This window comes from Heyndrickxia camelliae, assembly GCF_002844575.1.
Lineage (GTDB): Bacteria > Bacillota > Bacilli > Bacillales > Bacillaceae_C > Margalitia > Margalitia camelliae.
The window spans coordinates 101,330-118,806 of the sequence record NZ_PIQO01000009.1 but is presented as its reverse complement, the minus strand read 5'-3'; the positions used below and the strand labels follow the sequence as shown (position 1 = coordinate 118,806).

The window sequence follows — 17,477 nt, the reverse complement described above, 5'->3', positions numbered from 1 at the left end:
CATGTATAGATAAAGCCCCCCAAATAGGAGGCTTATCTATTATTTATTCTTGCTGGTAGGATACTTTTTACCCTTCATTGTTTGTTCCCACAATACTTGGTTTAACTGATCCTCATTTGCATGATCTGCTCCGGAGAAGTCGAGTTTAGCAGAAATTTGTGCTCCCGGAGCGTTACTTCCGTTTATCTCAACCAATGACGTACGTGGTTCTTCATATTCATAAGCGGTAAAATCAGGCTTATGAGTAAAAGCATTATACATTGGAATACTGGAAGCATCATATTGGGACATTGGCTTCATTCCAAGGATTAATTCCATCGTACGGATCATAGACGTGGTGTCATAAAAAGTGCTGTCAACTTTTCCAGTTTGGGTATAGGGGCTAATGACCAACGACTCTGTTCGGTGGGCATCAACATGGTCCCAACCGTTTTGTGCGTCATCCTCGGTGATAAAAATAGCTGTGTCCTTCCAATATTTCGAGTGACTTACTGCATCCACCAGTTTTCCGACAGCAGCATCATTTTGAGCAACCATTGCTTCTGGTGTTAATTTTCCAACCTTTGTACCTTGTGTATGGTCATTACCTAGCCGAACAATTTGTAACTGTGGAAGATTATCATTTTTTACAAACGAATTGAACTCTTTTTTCCATTCTGCTACCCGATCTAAATCTGAAATGTCCAGATTCCACCCTGGGAATTCTGGGTCAAATCGGTCACCAATACTTGGATCAGTAGCTACCCATTGTTTTTTTACTTTGTCATAATTAACGAATTCACCATAATCACGGAAGGAGACTCCAGAGCGGTGTGCATTATTCCAAAGGAAGCCTGCTTTTGGATATGCAGCATCATTATCCCCTTCAAAATCATAACCCCGATTCCTGCTCGAATAGTTAGCCATCCAGTTCTTTTCGGTATAATCATTTGCTTTTGCCGCAGTAGACCAGTTATGACCTTGTGCACTGATTTCGGCATCTGCATAGAAGTTATCAAATGTCACAAATTGATTGGCAAGCTTATGAAGATTTGGCGTAATATTTTCACCAAAACTTGTTAAACTCGGGTCCCCATTTCCCTTTCCTAAATCTCCAAACACTTGATCATATGTACGGTTCTCTTTAATGATGTAGATCACGTGTTTAATCGGAGATTTCCCTTCCGGATTCATTGGAATCGGATTATTGCCCGCTCTTTTCGCTTCCCCTTTATCCGTTAAGTTTTTATAGACCTGTTTTGTATACTTACTTAGCTCACGATTATTCGGTGTGTCAAATACAGAAAGTGTACCTTCTATCATACTGCCAATATATTGGCCTTGAGCATTCGGACCCGCCCCTAATCCTTTTGCATTTGTAACCATTACTTTATTTTTGTCCAAGTAAATACCGGTAGGATACCATGCAGTTGGGATAAGCCCTCTTACCTTTGCTTTTTTCGAAGATAAGTCAATCATGACAATATCATTGTTTCCTGCATTAGCCACATATAACGTTTTTCCATCTTTCGATACGGACAAGGCATCCGGCTGACTACCGGTAGGAGATTGCTTAAATGGCTTAACAGATAGGGTTTGAACGACTTTCTTTGTATTAGCAGATATGACCGAGATAGAATCATCATCAGAATTGGAAACATATACATCTCCTGAAACCGGATTTTCGGCAATGGCATTCGGGTGAAGACCTGTTGAAATGTTTTTCTCTACTTCCAGTGTTTCCGGGTTAAGTAGTGTAATGCTGCTTTCCCCCCAATTGCTGACATACAGCGATTTCCCATCCTTTGTTAAATATGCTGTGTAAGGATTCTTTCCGACAGATACTGTTTGAACAATTTTTTGAGAAGCAAGATTGATTTTAGACACTGAATGGTCTAGATTATTTGCCACATATAGATAAGCACCATTTGGTGATACGGAAAGTCCAGCTGGATAGAAATTACTGTTTTTACTATCTTTTAACTGAATAGCAGGTTTTTCTGTCAATTGCCCATTTATAAAAGTATATTTACGAATTTTGTTATTTCCGCCAGCTGATGCATATAATGTTTTCCCGTCCGGACTAAACGCGACCCCAAGATATAGGGATTCCGGAGATTTATACTCGATAGTTTGAACTATCTTGATCTTTTTGGTATCCACTACTTGAAGTGACTGTGTTCCTTGACCATCATTGGAAACAATTAAATAATTGCCATCTGGGCTCAAGGCACCGCCCATTGGAAAATTCCCTAATGTGATTTGCTGGCCGACAGGAGTTAAGGCGGTATTATAAGGTGTATACCCCATATTATTTTCTCCTGGTCCTGCCGACCTGTTCAAATTCATGGCAGCATAAGTCGAGCCAGTTGTAATCATTAGTGCGGCAACAGCTGCAGTAATAACTGTCTTCTTTTTCATTCCAACTCTCCCTTTCCTTTATTTTTTGTCTTACAGATAAAATGGTAGGAGAAATATATGAATATAATGTTTTGCTAAGGTTAAGAAAGTAATAAGAATTTTATGAAAATAGTCCTGTTCCTTTTGTCTCTTATTTTCCCTTTAATTTTATGAAAATGTGAGAAAAGAAGGGTTTACATCACTAAATTATAGAAGGATTTATTATTATCCTATGATTATTTTATTAACAAAATAAAATATGGGTAATCCTTGTAAATGTAGTCAAAAGAGTAATAGATCCCAAATATTAAATGTAAAATAATAAATGTACTTAATCATTCTCTTCTGAATACTCCTAGTAATGCATGCAGGATTATGACATTTTTTAACGAATAAAAATAATAAGGGACTAATAGGAGGTTAATCTAGTGGGATACGTATTTACGCTTTTCATTATGGTCGTGCTTGGATTTATTTGCTATCGGATTTTCAAAGGAAAATCAGTACCATCGAACCAATATACCCCCTATGATGATATAACTGTAGGAAAAAGGTAGATATAAAAAGAGTAAACCCACTACATGACACTAAACATGAAATCCAATATGAAGAAAAAGATGTTTAAGCATTACATAATCAATATGAAGGATGATGAGAAATGAACAATCTTACGAAAATGAAAATTTTAAAGCCAGCACATGACGTATACGAGGCCTTTGTTGATCCTTCTAAAATCAAAAATTTTTGGTGGTCATCCAGCTCCGAAAGATGGGAGCAAGGCAAAACGATCCGTCTAACATATCTTGAATACAATGCAGAGCTAACGATCAAAATAGTAGAAGCGGTTCAAGATAGAAAAATTGTATTCTTATGGGGACCAGAGGGTGCTGAAAACACCGTTACCATTACGTTCCAGGAGGCAGACCCTTCGACCACTATTGTGGAGGTAAACGAAGTAGGCTTTGATGCCAAAGATCCCGAGCTAATATATAAAATGGTAGACAATAAAGAAGGATGGGTTTTCTTGTTAACTTGTCTTAAGGGTTATTTGGAGTATGGTGTGACGACATTACGAGGTGGATTAGTTAAGAATTAAACTATTAATAGAAAATATCTCTATAAATCGTATATTTCAATCATTTTTTTCTAAAAACTGTAATCGATCTCATTACAAAAAATTAGGTCTAACCATCCCCCTAATGTTTTACACGGTTTAATGTGTTAACTTGAGAAAAGAGCCAATTGGCTCTTTTTTAGTTTATTACTCTATGGTTGTATTTTAATGTCTAGCAACTGCTCCTTGATGCTCTGTATTCCTCCATCTCATGACATTTCAAATGCAAAAACGCATGCAGTTTATTTAATTTCATAAAACAACCATGGAGATATTTCACCGCCCATTTTTTTATAAAGTGATTGAGCAACCACATTATCCTGTGCCGTCTCCCAGGTCATTGAGCAAAAGCCATTCGCCCGTATGTATTCCAAACAAGTTTGAAATAGCTTTTCCCCTATTTTTTGCCCACGTATACCGACCTTTACAAATAAATCATTTAAAATGGCTTGTCTCTTTACCCTTAATGTGCTGAAAGTAAAATATAAAGTGGCAAAGCCTACTAATCTGCCCCCGTGCTCGGCAACAAATTGAAGTCCGCTGGAAGTATTTGTTAATAAATGCTCTATTAATCCTTTTAGATCCTCTTCCGCTGGTTTCGGTTCTTTATAGAAATCTACGATATATTCAATCATTAATTGGTAGAGTTCAGGGATATCTTGATGTGTGGCTTTCCTTATTAATACTTCTTGGTTCATTGTTTTTCCCTCCTTTATTAAAAAGCTTTACTAAGATTTGATTCTCTTTAGTGAGGATATCTTTGGTAACGCACGAAGCCTAAAGCTATCTTTGGTGATCGCTTTCCAGACTTGTTGACCATAATCCCCCTACATGTACCGGGCACGTATCCCTCTTTTCATTTACTTTGTACTCCTTGAAAATGATTATTTCCTGAATCAATAACTTCACTATTTAAAAATTGACTAACCACGTCCGTAAACCTGTCTTTTTCTTCCATATGCGGAAAATGAGCACTCTGATCAAAGTATTCTACGAAAGGATGCTTTACTGCTTTTAAAAAGAATTCAATCTGTTCCTCTGATGCCACCCAGTCATACTTTCCTTTTATGAGTAATGCAGGGTGGGCTATCTTTTCTAGCAAAGGTAAAAAGGATTCAAACAATTCATCCTGCTGATAAAGTTTTTGCTGGAATACTCCTTGTTTATTCCATCCCTCGCTCGGCGGACCATATACTTCCTCATAAATGTGATGGAATACATTCGGGGATAAATTTTTAAAATAGAGATTCTCTCTGTCTTCCCCCAGCTCATTTGTAAGGTGCATCAACAATTCCCACGTTTCTCTTGAAGATTGATCGCCACGAATGCATTTCAAGCAGTTTTCAACCATAACATGATTTTCCTTTTTCTCATATTCTCCAATTGCTCCTTTTAAGAGCGACTTCGCTGAAAGTTTCAAATCAAAAGTAGGACACTCAAAAATCAATTTTACCAATGCTTTCGGATATCTTACCGCATATAAGACTGCTAATATGGCACCGAAGGAATGGCCTAAAACCGACCACTTCTCAATACCTAGCTGTTTTCTAATTTCCTCACAGTCTTCAACCAGATCATCCAGCGTTAAATTATCGGTCTCTGCTAATCCCTCTGAACGCCCTATCCCTCTTTGATCCAATGCAATAAGTTGGACTTTCTTTGCTAGATTACTAGCTTGAAAATGGGTAAAATCTAAACAACCCGAACCTGGGCCGCCATGTAAATAAAGAAGTTTTGGCAAATGATCGGCCCCATTTTTTTCAATGTAAATATTCTTCCCTCTTACATGAAGCATCGTCTTCAAGTAAACCATCCCCTTTGGACTTCAAACTAACCCTAATGCATGCTGGATTGCCCAACTCTGATGTTTATGAACCAGCTTTTCCATTGCTGTTTCAATTTCCACCATCTCATAGATATGATCTTCCTCAATTGGCTCCATGATTTTTTTTCCTAATTCACATATATAGAAATGCCCAATGTTAAGATAATATGCCTCATAGTGCTTGGAATAAAAATATTGTTGAGCTTTTCCAATATATTGGTCTATTTTCACCTCATGCCCCAATTCTTCCAACACTTCTCTTTTAAGGCAATCAGCATCACTCTCGGTCCCTTCTTTTCCGCCCCCAGGCAGAAAATAGCGATTCTTAATATTGACAATACCTACTTTGGTTCTATTCTGATTAAAAATAATTCCATAACATCCTGGTCTTGGTTGGTATTCAATCGATGCTTCCTTTTCTCCGAAAGTCAACATTACAGGCATGTCATCACCTCACTTCAAAATAATGCTATGTTCCCGATTACTCCCCCAAAAATACCGTTTCCAATGTTCTCTCCCGTACCGTTCCTTCATGTAAAATCTGATATGCCTTTGCGTTTGGTCTTGAGCTGACAACTTTCACAATCTCTTGTTCTACAAAATGGGTGGCAACCCCATCGTCCGCTGCAATACCTGGTTTCAATTGATTCGTTTCGATAAAATGATGGTATGCTGGTCTTCTTTCCGCTTCCTCGTCATAATGCGGGCAATTACTTCCCTTCAAAAACCCAAGTGCTTTAATTGGTTCTAGTTGGTCCCCAAACGAATCCGTTACGCCTTCTTCAAACCAACAAATCGAACCAGCGCTAATTCCTGCTAGTACAACACCTTCATCCCATGCCTTTTTTAATATCCGATCCAATCCCCATTCCTTCCAAAGAATCAGTAAATTCTTCGTATTCCCTCCGCCAACATACATAATATCCTTTGATAGAATAAAATCCTCTAAGTCTCTTGTCGGTGGCCGAAATAGGGAAAGGTGTGACGGCTTGCATCCATGTTGGTGGAAAGAATGATAAAAATTAGCAATATAGTTTTCTGCATCACCACTCGCTGTCGGCAAAAAACAAACGGATGGATTGGATTTGCTAGCCTGTTTTAAAATATATAAATCTAGTAACGGGTTCTCCGGTTCCATGGAAAATCCGCCGCCGCCAAGTGCAATGATTTGTCTCATAATTTTATGCCCTCTATCTCTTTTAAAATCTCTTTTATCTGCATTAAGTCATCAATAATAAAGTCACTATAATTAAGCTCTTCATCTTGAGCAAAGTCGAATCGGCACCCAATCGCATGAAAGCCATTTGATTTTGCTGCTTTTATATCTGATAACCGATCCCCAACGACTGCACCTCTTTGTATGTTGTATTTTTCAATAATGGACCTTACGAGATCTGCTTTATCCTTCGATTGTATGTGCTGAATACTAAAAACTTCTTTTACCCATTGATCGAGATGAAAGTATGTAACAATGGATTCCAAATAGGCGGGCAACCCATTGCTGGCGATAAAAATAGGGATATTCTTAGACTTGAGATAGGCAAATAATTCTTCTACATGCTGGTATAATTCACCGCTGCCGTTTTGTATATTTTCGATTAACTGATTTTGAAAAAATGCATCAGCCATTGCGCGTATTTTTTCCGATTGAGCTGGAAGAAGCGTCTCCCATACTACGGACAAAGGAACCCCCATAATCTGGCGGTAATTTTCAATTGGTGTTTCTTTTTCCCATAAATCTTTTCTTCTTAACTCTTCAAACGTGTTTTCCAGACTTATTTCTAAAATCTTATCCGTTTGAAAGAGAGTTCCATCCATATCAAATATCATAGCAAAATTCATTTTTATGACCTCATTTACGTTGAAATATGGGTTATGTTGATTCTATGCCAAATGGACTTCCAGTTCTTCTTCTTGATTCGCTCCTCGTAAATAGAGGCATATTCCTTTGTTGCCATAAAAAATGGCGAAGGTTTGACTTGTAAATGTAGGACATCCTCCAGACCACAAGGTGCTGTTAAAATAAGATTATCCTTTTCATCTAATTTAAGCCCTAATGCTGTTGCAGTTTCAGGAAATTTGGCTATCGCATCCACAGCAGATTGGTAGGGTTGGAAATTATTTTTCACATGCATTCTTGCTTCGTTCTTAACGGACCACGGTATATTAGGGTGCAGGTTCCTCAGTTTTTCTTCTAATCTCTTTTCTACTGATTCATCTGTGGTTGTTGTATCAAAATAGATTACATCAATATCTGGAATGGGAGTCCGCTTCTTATAACCATGGAGGGTATCCCAGATTTTAGACCGAACAAAACCTGCACAAACCCACCAATCCGGCAGATTCAGTTTTTTTGCTGTGCGCAAAATATCCATCATCCATGTATCTTCACTAACAATCTGTAGAATATCCTTTTCATTCTGTACCATTTTTTACTCCCTCTGTTGACTGTCCTTCTGTGGAGGACAGTTTACACATTTGTCCACGAGTGGTGCCTGGCACCCGTTGGGGTTCTATCAACTTCTCTATTGAAAAATAAGCAAGTGTTTCGTTTAGTATTTCATGGAGCGGACGGCAATAGTAAGGAACTTCAATGAACTTTCCTTGTCTTTTCCACTGATCAATAATAAGTTCCGTTGCAAAATAGTCATTGCTGGGTGATCTGCGAATATCCATGAAAGGATGGTGGACAGAAAATAGCAGAATCCCATCTGGTTTTAATATCCGTTTAAACTCCTGAAATGTCGGACCCCAATCCTCTACATAATGAAGAACCAGCGAGCTGACAATAAAATCAAAAGAATTATTTGCAAACGGAAGCTTATCTGTAAGATTTAAACAGAGAACCTCTGCCTGATCCCCAACTCTTCTCTTTGTTGCCGCAACCATTTCAGGGCTCAGATCAATTGCTGTTACCCTAGCTCCGCGTTTCATAAATTGTTCCGTATACCATCCAGCTGCACAGCCTGCATCTAGTATCGTTTTCTCCTTTATTTCGTTAGGAAGCTGAGTCATCATCGCTGGTCGCTCATAGGCAATATTGTACAAGGAATGATTATCTACTCGATGCTCATAATCAGAAGAAAACGCATCGTAGGCTTTTTGTACGAGATGATTCATCATTATCCTCCTTTCGTAAAAAACATTACAATCTTTAAAACATTCTTTAGAGAAGGGGAATAATCCTTTTTTATTAGGATGATTATCTGAGATGATCAGAAAATGTTGTAAAAAGTAATACTTCAGAAGTCAAAATTCGATCAATACAAACGGTTCTAAACTGTCATTTCTCGACTATCTTAGTCCAATAATTTTTCCTATTTGTCTTTGTCAAAAAACGAAATATCTACATCTACTAATAAAGACCACTACAATAACCGTAATTCTTTATAAAATAACCTACTTAATTACCCTTTGTATCAAAAGGAGGAATATATAATGGATAAAAGTACAAATGAGAAATTTAAAGCTTTCACCAATAAATTTTTTGCAACCAAAAACATAACTGACTCGTATAAGGACGTTCAATGGGGTAGTACGGAAAGCCAGAAAATCAGATTTCAATATATATGTAAACTGTTTGAGAAAGACCAATCGAATGATATTACTTTACTAGATGTTGGATGTGGTTTAGGCCACCTATATGATTTTATTTTAGAAAAAAACTACAATAATATCAGATACTCCGGATTAGATATCCAAAAGGATTTTATTGAATTTGCAAAGAAAAAGCACCCTGAAGGTAATTTCATGAATAAATCCTTATTTGAACTTGATGCCGATAAACACTACGATTATCTAGTTGCCTCGGGAACTTTTAGTGTAACAGTACCCAATGAAAATATGAAAATTTTTCTAGAGGAAAGTGTAGAAAAAATGTTTGCATTATGCAATAAAGGGATTGCCTTTAATTTACTAACAACGAGAATGCCTAGCGAATATATTGGAACGACAGAAACACATTTTAATCCAGTAGAGATTCTCGATATGTGCTTTAAACTGACCAACAGAATTAATCTATATCATTCGTATAAACCTAATGATTTCACCATATTAATGTATAAATAAAGTCTAAGTTAGGATAGGGTACACCAGTGATATCCACATTCTTTCAAGAAAATATGAATCATAAGGTACTAATTTTTATCCTTATTCATTTCACACGCTGATATAAATACCTTACTATATTGAAGGTGGTATGAGGTGCAAAAAACCATTACATTTAAATCGGAAGTTTCAGGCACTGCAGTTAACGGAAAATCTCCAGCTAAAGTGGTGTTCGAAGGGGCTGAGCCTGATACTGGAATAGTTTTTATTCGCGATGATTTACCGAATAGACCTGAAATTGAATGCTGTTCTGAATATGCAGTGAAGAATAAACGTTGGTCATCGTTAGAAAAAGATGGAATATGTGTCGAACATACAGAGCATATTTTAGCAGCAATTTCTGGATTAGGTATTACGAATATACGAATTCATTTAAATTGCCCATATATACCGATAGTATCAACATTTAGCAGCTGGGAATTTATAGTTGCTCTTCTAAAAGCTGTGCCTATTACTCAATCTGTTCCTTTACAATATAAAGTGGTGAAACAACCACTCTGGGTGCTGGACCATTTCGAAGCATTGAACCGCAAACGATATGATTCATTCCTTCTTGGTCTTCCATCTGATCATTTTTCCATAACCTATTTCCTCCATTATCCAGAAGAAGAAATCCCTACTCAGGTTGCCCATTTCTCCGCTATAAAAGATGAAAACTTTATATCAGAGTTGGCAAAAGCTAGATCCTTTATTTTGGATCAGGACTATGACTCTATGCTTGAATATTTCGGCGAAAATATCAACAATTGTTTATCTATCCCCAGCGGAAATGCGACTTTACGATGGAGCAATGAGATTGCAAGACATAAAGTATTAGATCTAATAGGAGATTTAATGTTGACCGGTCAGCAAATAAAAGGGCATTTTATCGGTTTTCGAAGCGGACATAACATGAATATTAAGATGGTGCGCTTATTAAGTAACACTTGACATTGGTTGTTCATTGTAAAGGAAGTGTTCATTCCATGATTGTAGGAATCCATCAGCCCAATTATATTCCCTGGTATGGCTTTTTTCATAAAATGCTCTCAAGTGATGTCTTTGTCATTCTAGATGATGTATTATGTTCCAATAAAGAAGAAAGAAGAAATGTAATAAAGGGTTCCAATGGAATGATTTCTTTAGCTATTCCTATTATAAATAAAAAAGCAAAAATAAAAGAAGTCGTGATGAATAATCAATTAAATTGGAAACATAGACATATTTTCACTCTGCAGGGTTGCTATCAAAAAGCAAAATATTGGGAAGATCTTTCCCCTTCTTTCATTGATATATATCAACACTCCGGTACTAAATTAGTAGATTTAAACTTAGCGTTTATCGAATTCATTCGAGAATACTTAGATATAAGGACCCCAATTATACGTTCTTCTGAAATGAGTGAAGTATATGGGGAGAAGAATACAAAACTTATTAGTATCTGTAAATCGTTAGGTGCTCATATCTATTTATCCGGTTTAGGCGCAAAATCATACATGAACGAAGAGGATTTTAGAAAGAATAATATTAAGGTAGTTTATCAGTATTTTAACCATCCCGTCTATCCACAACGGTGGGGATCGTTCATCTATAATTTATCCATAGTAGATTTATTATTTAATTGCGGTCCTAATGCAAAAGAATATGTAGAGAGACAAATTATTGTGTGATTTCTGACCATAGAATGAGCAATCCATCAATATTACCTATGTCAATTATCTAAAAAGAAATTTCCCCGTTATTACTGTCGTTTCAGTTACTAAAAAAACGATTGAAATTGGGCTAAGCCCCGATATTAAAGACGTATGAAGTCAAGGTTTTAAATTTGATTTCATACGTTTTTTTTGATTTTAACTAGGTTTTGTCTCTGCCTCTTTGCATATAATTATTTTGCTTTAAGTTAATCTCCTAACAAATAACACCCTACTTCCCCCACGTCCATCATAGTCAGAATGAATGGATACTCCATTTAAAACGGTATCACCATCCTCTACTTCAAACCCCAAACGCGTATGAAAATCAATGGAAGTTTTATTTTTAGGAGAAGTTACACAGCGCACAGTATCACAGCTGCTCTGTTTTATCGTTTCAAAGAATAACTCGTATAGCTTCCTTGCGATGCCTAATTTCCTATAATCCGGATGGACCCCTATAAAATGGATATAGGCTTCATTACGCTTTGTTTGGGAGAGGAAGCCAACTAGAAATCCTATGATCTCTCCATTTTCCTCTGCTATAAAACTAGTAGATTGAAAATGAACAAAGAATAACTTAGGCAGCATATCCGCCATATGCCTGCCACCCCACCATTCATCAATAACGGAAATAACCTTTTTATAATCAGAATCTTGTATGTTCCTAATCATCATAACAGCAACCTACCTTTTTTATCATACTAAATAGACATTCTCTTAGAACATTAGAATGTCCTCCCTCTAAGGTGAAACCAAACGGAATGAAAAAAATGTTTGACAATGTATAAGCACCTCCCCATAATTATCTTAGCAACTAAGATAATTAGTAACTAAGTCTTTTTTATCTATATCTTAAATTTGAAGGATGGGATCTCATTGACAGACGAAACAGGAAATACACAAGAATTGTTGTCTTCCCTCATTCAGGAATTGAGAAAGTTCAGTACAATGAATCTTTTTTTTATGGAAGCAGTTGCCTCTAAACTCCATTTAAATGCCACCGATTTAAAATGCCGGGATTTGTTAAATTATACAGGGCCAGTAACTGCTGGAAGACTCGCCGCCCTCACTAACTTGACAACGGGGGCTATTACTGGAGTTATTGATCGTTTAGAGAAAGCGGAACTAGTTGAGCGAGTTCAAGATCCTGAGGACCGCAGACGTGTGATTATTCAGCCCATTTCACGTCGAACGCAGGAAATCCGCCGTTTATTTCAACCATTGAACGAATCCGTTTCCGAATTATTTAAGCAATATAATGAAAAAGAATTACATATAGTACTAGATATTTTAGTAGGGCTTAATACGCTTTATCCGAAAGAATCACTAAAATTATCAGACAACAAGTAAAAAGGGGGATTTATATGGTATCAAACGAAAGCAAAATAGGGTTTGTTGTAGCAGGCCTGCTTTTAGGAATTTTAATGGGGGCAATGGACAATACAATAGTAGCCGCTTCCATGCCAACAATTGTTGGAGAACTCGGCGGACTGGATAAATTTATCTGGGTTACTTCCGCTTATTTAGTTGCAACCATGGCAAGTATGCCAATTTTCGGTAAGTTATCCGATATGTACGGGCGAAAACGATTTTTCCTATTTGGACTAATTATTTTTCTTATTGGATCTGCCCTTTGCGGAACAGCACAAAGTATTACACAACTTAGTATATATCGTGCTATTCAAGGGATTGGCGGAGGCTCATTAATGCCAATTGCGTTTACGATCATTTTTGATATCTTCCCGCCAGAAAAGCGCGGTAAGATGACGGGATTATTTGGAGCAGTATTTGGATTGTCCAGTGTCATCGGTCCATTACTTGGTGCTTATATTACAGATCAAATTGATTGGCGTTGGATCTTTTATATTAACCTGCCTCTTGGTGTTATTTCATTATTTTTTATTGTGCAATTTTATAAAGAACATCTTAATCTTAAGAAGCTTAAAATTGACTGGATTGGCGCGATTACACTTATTGGGGCTGTGGTCAGCTTAATGTTTGCGCTTGAACTAGGCGGAAATCAATATGCATGGGGTTCGAGCATGATTATTACGCTTTTTGCTATATTTGCCGTCCTATTCATTATTTTTCTCCTGGTGGAAAGAAAGGTGGCAGAGCCCATTATTTCTTTTAGCCTCTTTAAAAGCCAATTATTTGCAGCAACACAAGGAGTTGCCTTTTTCTATGGTGCCGCTTTTATCATAACGACTGTCATGATTCCGATTTTTGTTCAGTCTGTTTATGGCGGTTCTGCTACGAATTCAGGTGTAATTTTGATTCCGATGATGATTGGTTCTGTTATTGGAAGCCAGTTAGGCGGACAATCGGTAAGACGTTTTAGTTATCGCGGCATCATGCTTGTTTCCGTTGTTTTATTTTTTGCAGGGATGCTCCTTTTGAGCACAATCGATGTGGGCACTCCGCGATACCTTCTCACCATTTTCATGATTATTACTGGGCTTGGAATGGGATTCAATTTCTCTTTATTAGGTATGGCGACGCAGCATAATATTGAACCGCAAAAACGCGGTATTGCCACATCAACAAATAACTTTTTTAGAACGCTTGGAATGACACTCGGCGTTACAATATTTGGTACCATTCAAAATCATGTACTGAATAGTAAGTTAAAGGATGCATTCAGTCAAATGAAGGGATTTACTGGACATATGGATTCACGTGCCTTGCTATCTGCTGATACTAGAGCGAAAATCCCAACGGAAATCCTTCATAAAATCACCGATGCAATGGCCCACTCCGTCTCCACAACATTCGGCTGGGCATTAATCCCGATTGGACTAGGGTTTATTGCTATACTATTAATGGGAAAAGAAAGGCTAATGACCCCAGCAAAAGGAAAATAGGGTGCCAGGCACCACTCGTGGACATTCCGGCATTTTGTCCGCGAGTGGTGGACACCTTTCCTTCTATAGTTATTACTGCTTTGTAGACGTTCGCACACTCCATTTCTCATTAAGAACTTACCCACTTTTCCCCTATTTACAATTCCTCATACTCCCTGACTTATAAAAGAAATATACTACACCCCATTCTTCTATGAGGTCATTCTTTTCTTCTCTCTTCCCTTTTTACCGCTGAGACTAAAATGAAATAGGTGAACTGCATTATTAAAGAAATACAACCATCCTTTCTAACCTTTCTTTTCTTTAATGTTACCTGTAAAGTTAGTACAATGAAAATATCAATGCACCAAAAGTGTCTGCGCAGGAAAAACAAAACTGCAAATTGTCCACGAGTGGTGCCAGGCACCATTTTCGGGACAATAATCGTCCCGTTTTTGGTGCCTGGCACCACCAACCACTGGTTTGGAAAAATGCATAGGTGGTGGACCTTTTGGAACAGATGCGGTTATGTAAAAATGATAGCAAGGGGTTGAAGGCGTGTTTAACGATTTTAAGCCTGTGGACGGTCGTCCTGTCTATATTCAACTAAAAGAATATTTGAAGAAAATGATTACGAATGGGCATTTGCTTGAGCAACAAAAGCTGCCTTCCACCCGTGAACTAAGCACTTTATTATCTGTCAGTCGGAATACAGTGCTAACTGCGTACGCGGATTTAGAACAGGAAGGGCTTATTTACGCGATAAAAGGCAAAGGAAATTTTGTTGGGCGGGTAGAGACCGCCAAAGCAGCTTCCCTTCAACTGAACTGGGAAGAAAAAATCAATGAATTAACCATGCTTGCGGACGAAATGGATCTAATGAAACATGGTGTACGCTGGGATAAAGGTATGATTGCATTCAATAGCATTGCACCCGATCAAAAGCTTTTTGATGTAGAAAATTTTAAAAGGGCTTTTCTAACTCGGATGTCCATTGAAGGCCATATCGTTCTCAACTACGGATATGCCAAGGGCTTCAAACCCCTAATCGACTATCTTTTGCATTACATGGAGATCAAGGGTGTAGACATTTCGAACAAGGATGTTCTGATTACGAATGGTTTTACGGAGGGACTCGATATTGTATTATCTTCTCTATCGAAAAAATCCGCTCGTATCCTTTGTGAGAATCCAACCCATCAATCTGCCCTTAAGCTATTCCGGCTACACGGGTTTGAAATCCATGGAATTGAAATGGATGATGATGGTATCAACATTCCAAAACTAGAAGATACCTTGTCCAATACAGATTTTGATCTTGCCTATTTAATCCCGTCTTATCATAACCCCACCGGGATTGTGACCTCCTCTGAGAAAAGAATGGAGGTCATGAGGCTAATGTCCAAATATCAAATACCCATTTTAGAAGATGGATTTAATGAGGAATTACGCTATTCAGGTTCCCACCTAGCCCCTTTTGCAGCCATTGCGGGAAAAGGTAATAATGTTATCTATTTGAGCAGTTTTTCCAAAATCCTTTTTCCAGGATTGCGTGTTGGTTGGGTTTTAGCAGACAAGGAACTGATTTACTACCTGGAAAGCATGAAGCGAGCACGAACAATTCACACTTCTACGCTGGATCAGGCAGTATTATATCAATATTTGCATGACGGCCATTTTGAAAAATATTTAAAAAGGGCCAGGTCCGTTTATAAAAAAAAATACGAGTTAGCTGTGCATACATGCGAACAATACCTTCCTTTTAAAAGAATGACCGGGGACGGCGGACTTCATCTTTTTATTGAATTAGAAAACCATATAGATTCGCGACATTTATTGAAAAAATGCTATCAAAAAGGGGTCGTTTTTTCACCGGGTGATGTTTTTTATACAAACGGAAAAGGAAGCAATACCTTCCGTTTAGGATTTTCCAGATTAAAAGAAGAAGATATTGTACGCGGAATAAAAGTAATCGGAGATATATTAAAAAAAGAATATGGAGGTTCATAAAATGAAGGTTGGCGTCATCATGGGAGGGGTTTCCTCCGAAAGACAAGTGTCTCTTATGACGGGAGAAGAAATGATTGCACATTTGGATAAAAATAAATATGAGGTTATACCCGTTCAGCTTCACAACAAAGAAGATTTAGTGGAAAAGGCCAAAGATCTTGATATGGCGCTATTAGCCCTACACGGAAAATATGGGGAAGACGGAACCATCCAGGGCACTCTAGAAACCTTAGGCATTCCTTATACAGGAAGCGGCATGCTATCCAGCAGTATTTGTATGGATAAAAATATCTCGAAAAAGATTATGCGATTTGAAGGGATTCCCACCTCGGATTGGATCTGCCTTTCGAATATGGATGAGCTTCAGTTGGATGAAATAGACAAAATGGGATATCCGGTTGTGGTAAAACCAAATTCCGGCGGTTCAAGTGTTGGTGTAAAAATCGTATATGATAAGGACTCTTTGCTTTCATCCATTGCCGAAGTCTTTGAATGGGATTCCGAAGTGATGATTGAAAAGTATATAAAAGGCGATGAGATTACTTGCTCTGTTTTTGATGGAAGACCTTTACCTGTCATTTCCATTCGCCACAAAGCAGAGTTTTTTGACTACAATGCCAAATATGATGATGCTGCTACGATTGAAGAGGTAGTGGAACTCCCTAACGAGTTAAACGAAAGAGTTGTTGCTGCAGCTCTTGCATGTTATAAAGCCTTGAAATGCAGTGTCTACGCAAGAATAGATATGATGGTCAAGGACGGCATTCCATATGTTATGGAGGTTAATACCTTACCAGGCATGACAAAAAATAGCTTGCTACCAAAAAGTGCTCAAGCGGCTGGCATAGCTTACAGCGAACTTTTAGACATGATTATCGAAACCTCGATGCAAGTAAGGAAAATGGAAGGCTTTAAATAGGAGATTAATCATTCGAAACGTGATTCAAATTACTTGTAATCCTGCTTTGGCAGGATTTTTTTCATCTAAGGAAAAAGTGGTCTCCACCTAATATATGGAATGAAATGATTAGGTTTTAAAAACGGTGGCGAATGAGAAATTTTTAGGAATGATAGATTTTCTTTATATATACCTATTCAAAGAAACAAGTGTATTCGGTATTTATGAGTATTTTGCAGAGCGTACCTACGACAGCACGTGGAAATGCTTTGGTAAATGCAACTATGTATGGTGGGACGACAGTATTGGAGGGGGTTCTTTATAGTCATATGTCTGGATTTACAGCAATCTCATTTTAAAGCGCTTCTCTATTGGATGTTGCTTTAGTGATTTATAAAAACAGTGCTTATTTAAGGGAAAAGGAGACTTCCTCCGCAAAGCTATACTTTAAATGAAAACCATCAAATGATGGCTTATTTTTTATAAGGTTATAAATCCGGAAAGTTTGTATTTATAAATAGTCAGAGCCGTCGTACAAACAGATCTTTTTTTAAAACGACGACCCTTTTTATGAACATAACTGTCGAAATTCTATTGTGCTAATAAATTCATGCTAAACTGTCCACCC

General features: G+C 37.6%; 18 protein-coding genes. 9 read left to right on the top strand and 9 right to left on the bottom strand.

The features are described from left to right. Window positions 1-39: 39 nt before the first annotated feature. Window positions 40-2,400 (bottom strand): bifunctional YncE family protein/alkaline phosphatase family protein, encoded by a 2,361-nt coding sequence (locus CWO92_RS13110; protein ID WP_101354667.1) that lies wholly within the window; start codon window positions 2,398-2,400, stop codon window positions 40-42. Between the two features lie 407 nt (window positions 2,401-2,807). Between CWO92_RS13110 and CWO92_RS26540 the strand changes: the two genes are divergently transcribed. Then, window positions 2,808-2,936 carry a DUF3951 domain-containing protein gene (locus CWO92_RS26540; protein WP_101354666.1) on the top strand — a complete coding sequence of 43 codons (129 nt, stop codon included), beginning with the start codon at window positions 2,808-2,810 and terminating at the stop codon, window positions 2,934-2,936. Window positions 2,937-3,037: 101 nt separating this feature from the next. Beyond that, the gene (locus CWO92_RS13100) at window positions 3,038-3,475 is read left to right on the top strand and encodes an SRPBCC family protein (RefSeq protein WP_101354665.1); all 438 of its coding nucleotides are present in this window, start codon (window positions 3,038-3,040) and stop codon (window positions 3,473-3,475) included. 260 nt (window positions 3,476-3,735) lie between these two features. Here CWO92_RS13100 and CWO92_RS13095 read toward each other — a convergent pair whose 3' ends face one another. The 7 genes from CWO92_RS13095 to CWO92_RS13065 all read right to left on the bottom strand — a co-directional run bounded on the left by CWO92_RS13095 (window position 3,736) and on the right by CWO92_RS13065 (window position 8,438). Beyond that, on the bottom strand, window positions 3,736-4,191 hold the full coding sequence (locus CWO92_RS13095; protein WP_101354664.1) for a GNAT family N-acetyltransferase: 456 nt from the start codon (window positions 4,189-4,191) through the stop codon (window positions 3,736-3,738). Window positions 4,192-4,349: 158 nt separating this feature from the next. Then, window positions 4,350-5,288 carry an alpha/beta fold hydrolase gene (locus CWO92_RS13090; protein WP_233269750.1) on the bottom strand — a complete coding sequence of 313 codons (939 nt, stop codon included), beginning with the start codon at window positions 5,286-5,288 and terminating at the stop codon, window positions 4,350-4,352. 30 nt (window positions 5,289-5,318) lie between these two features. Then, complete coding sequence (locus tag CWO92_RS13085; RefSeq protein WP_101354662.1) at window positions 5,319-5,762, bottom strand: NUDIX hydrolase; 444 nt, start codon at window positions 5,760-5,762, stop codon at window positions 5,319-5,321. Between the two features lie 37 nt (window positions 5,763-5,799). Further along, entirely contained in the window at window positions 5,800-6,495 is a 696-nt protein-coding gene (locus tag CWO92_RS13080; RefSeq protein ID WP_101354661.1) for a Type 1 glutamine amidotransferase-like domain-containing protein, read from the bottom strand. Beyond that, entirely contained in the window at window positions 6,492-7,160 is a 669-nt protein-coding gene (locus CWO92_RS13075; RefSeq protein ID WP_101354660.1) for an HAD-IA family hydrolase, read from the bottom strand. Before CWO92_RS13075 ends, CWO92_RS13080 begins: the two co-directional genes overlap by 4 nt. Window positions 7,161-7,174: 14 nt before the next feature. Beyond that, window positions 7,175-7,747 carry a nucleotidyltransferase family protein gene (locus CWO92_RS13070; RefSeq protein ID WP_101354659.1) on the bottom strand — a complete coding sequence of 191 codons (573 nt, stop codon included), beginning with the start codon at window positions 7,745-7,747 and terminating at the stop codon, window positions 7,175-7,177. Continuing rightward, entirely contained in the window at window positions 7,734-8,438 is a 705-nt protein-coding gene (locus CWO92_RS13065) for a class I SAM-dependent methyltransferase (RefSeq protein WP_235851604.1), read from the bottom strand. The genes CWO92_RS13070 and CWO92_RS13065 overlap by 14 nt, the downstream gene beginning before the upstream one ends. Before the next feature lie 318 nt (window positions 8,439-8,756). On the opposite strand from CWO92_RS13065, the gene CWO92_RS13060 reads away from it, so the two are divergent. The 3 genes from CWO92_RS13060 to CWO92_RS13050 all read left to right on the top strand — a co-directional run bounded on the left by CWO92_RS13060 (window position 8,757) and on the right by CWO92_RS13050 (window position 11,074). Further along, window positions 8,757-9,386: a class I SAM-dependent methyltransferase gene (locus CWO92_RS13060; RefSeq protein WP_101354657.1), complete on the top strand. Its 630-nt coding sequence runs from the start codon at window positions 8,757-8,759 to the stop codon at window positions 9,384-9,386. Window positions 9,387-9,521: 135 nt separating this feature from the next. Next, the gene (locus tag CWO92_RS13055; RefSeq protein ID WP_101354656.1) at window positions 9,522-10,355 is read left to right on the top strand and encodes a UDP-3-O-acyl-N-acetylglucosamine deacetylase; all 834 of its coding nucleotides are present in this window, start codon (window positions 9,522-9,524) and stop codon (window positions 10,353-10,355) included. Between the two features lie 35 nt (window positions 10,356-10,390). After that, window positions 10,391-11,074 carry a WbqC family protein gene (locus CWO92_RS13050; RefSeq protein ID WP_101354655.1) on the top strand — a complete coding sequence of 228 codons (684 nt, stop codon included), beginning with the start codon at window positions 10,391-10,393 and terminating at the stop codon, window positions 11,072-11,074. 225 nt (window positions 11,075-11,299) lie between these two features. On the opposite strand, the gene CWO92_RS13045 is transcribed toward CWO92_RS13050, so the two are convergent. Further along, window positions 11,300-11,773: a GNAT family N-acetyltransferase gene (locus tag CWO92_RS13045; protein WP_101354654.1), complete on the bottom strand. Its 474-nt coding sequence runs from the start codon at window positions 11,771-11,773 to the stop codon at window positions 11,300-11,302. A 201-nt stretch (window positions 11,774-11,974) separates the two neighbouring features. Here CWO92_RS13045 and CWO92_RS13040 point away from each other — a divergent pair, with 201 nt between their 5' ends. From CWO92_RS13040 to CWO92_RS13020, 4 genes are all read left to right on the top strand, one after another. Beyond that, the gene (locus CWO92_RS13040; RefSeq protein ID WP_101354653.1) at window positions 11,975-12,448 is read left to right on the top strand and encodes a MarR family winged helix-turn-helix transcriptional regulator; all 474 of its coding nucleotides are present in this window, start codon (window positions 11,975-11,977) and stop codon (window positions 12,446-12,448) included. A gap of 14 nt (window positions 12,449-12,462) precedes the next feature. After that, on the top strand, window positions 12,463-13,962 hold the full coding sequence (locus tag CWO92_RS13035; protein WP_101354652.1) for an MDR family MFS transporter: 1,500 nt from the start codon (window positions 12,463-12,465) through the stop codon (window positions 13,960-13,962). Window positions 13,963-14,499: 537 nt separating this feature from the next. Then, complete coding sequence (gene pdxR, locus CWO92_RS13025; RefSeq protein WP_101354650.1) at window positions 14,500-15,951, top strand: MocR-like pyridoxine biosynthesis transcription factor PdxR; 1,452 nt, start codon at window positions 14,500-14,502, stop codon at window positions 15,949-15,951. Window position 15,952: 1 nt separating this feature from the next. After that, a complete protein-coding gene (locus CWO92_RS13020) occupies window positions 15,953-16,870 on the top strand; it encodes a D-alanine--D-alanine ligase (RefSeq protein ID WP_101354649.1) in 918 nt (305 codons plus the stop codon). The last annotated feature ends 607 nt before the right edge of the window (window positions 16,871-17,477 follow it).

Coding starts and splice junctions, on each gene's coding strand:
- CWO92_RS13110 (WP_101354667.1), bottom strand. CDS start 2,400: ATGAAAAAGAAGACAGTTATTACTGCAGCTGTTGCCGCACTAATGATT.
- CWO92_RS13100 (WP_101354665.1), top strand. CDS start 3,038: ATGAACAATCTTACGAAAATGAAAATTTTAAAGCCAGCACATGACGTA.
- CWO92_RS13095 (WP_101354664.1), bottom strand. CDS start 4,191: ATGAACCAAGAAGTATTAATAAGGAAAGCCACACATCAAGATATCCCT.
- CWO92_RS13090 (WP_233269750.1), bottom strand. CDS start 5,288: ATGCTTCATGTAAGAGGGAAGAATATTTACATTGAAAAAAATGGGGCC.
- CWO92_RS13085 (WP_101354662.1), bottom strand. CDS start 5,762: ATGCCTGTAATGTTGACTTTCGGAGAAAAGGAAGCATCGATTGAATAC.
- CWO92_RS13080 (WP_101354661.1), bottom strand. CDS start 6,495: ATGAGACAAATCATTGCACTTGGCGGCGGCGGATTTTCCATGGAACCG.
- CWO92_RS13075 (WP_101354660.1), bottom strand. CDS start 7,160: ATGAATTTTGCTATGATATTTGATATGGATGGAACTCTCTTTCAAACG.
- CWO92_RS13070 (WP_101354659.1), bottom strand. CDS start 7,747: ATGGTACAGAATGAAAAGGATATTCTACAGATTGTTAGTGAAGATACA.
- CWO92_RS13065 (WP_235851604.1), bottom strand. CDS start 8,438: ATGAATCATCTCGTACAAAAAGCCTACGATGCGTTTTCTTCTGATTAT.
- CWO92_RS13060 (WP_101354657.1), top strand. CDS start 8,757: ATGGATAAAAGTACAAATGAGAAATTTAAAGCTTTCACCAATAAATTT.
- CWO92_RS13050 (WP_101354655.1), top strand. CDS start 10,391: ATGATTGTAGGAATCCATCAGCCCAATTATATTCCCTGGTATGGCTTT.
- CWO92_RS13045 (WP_101354654.1), bottom strand. CDS start 11,773: ATGATGATTAGGAACATACAAGATTCTGATTATAAAAAGGTTATTTCC.
- CWO92_RS13035 (WP_101354652.1), top strand. CDS start 12,463: ATGGTATCAAACGAAAGCAAAATAGGGTTTGTTGTAGCAGGCCTGCTT.
- CWO92_RS13020 (WP_101354649.1), top strand. CDS start 15,953: ATGAAGGTTGGCGTCATCATGGGAGGGGTTTCCTCCGAAAGACAAGTG.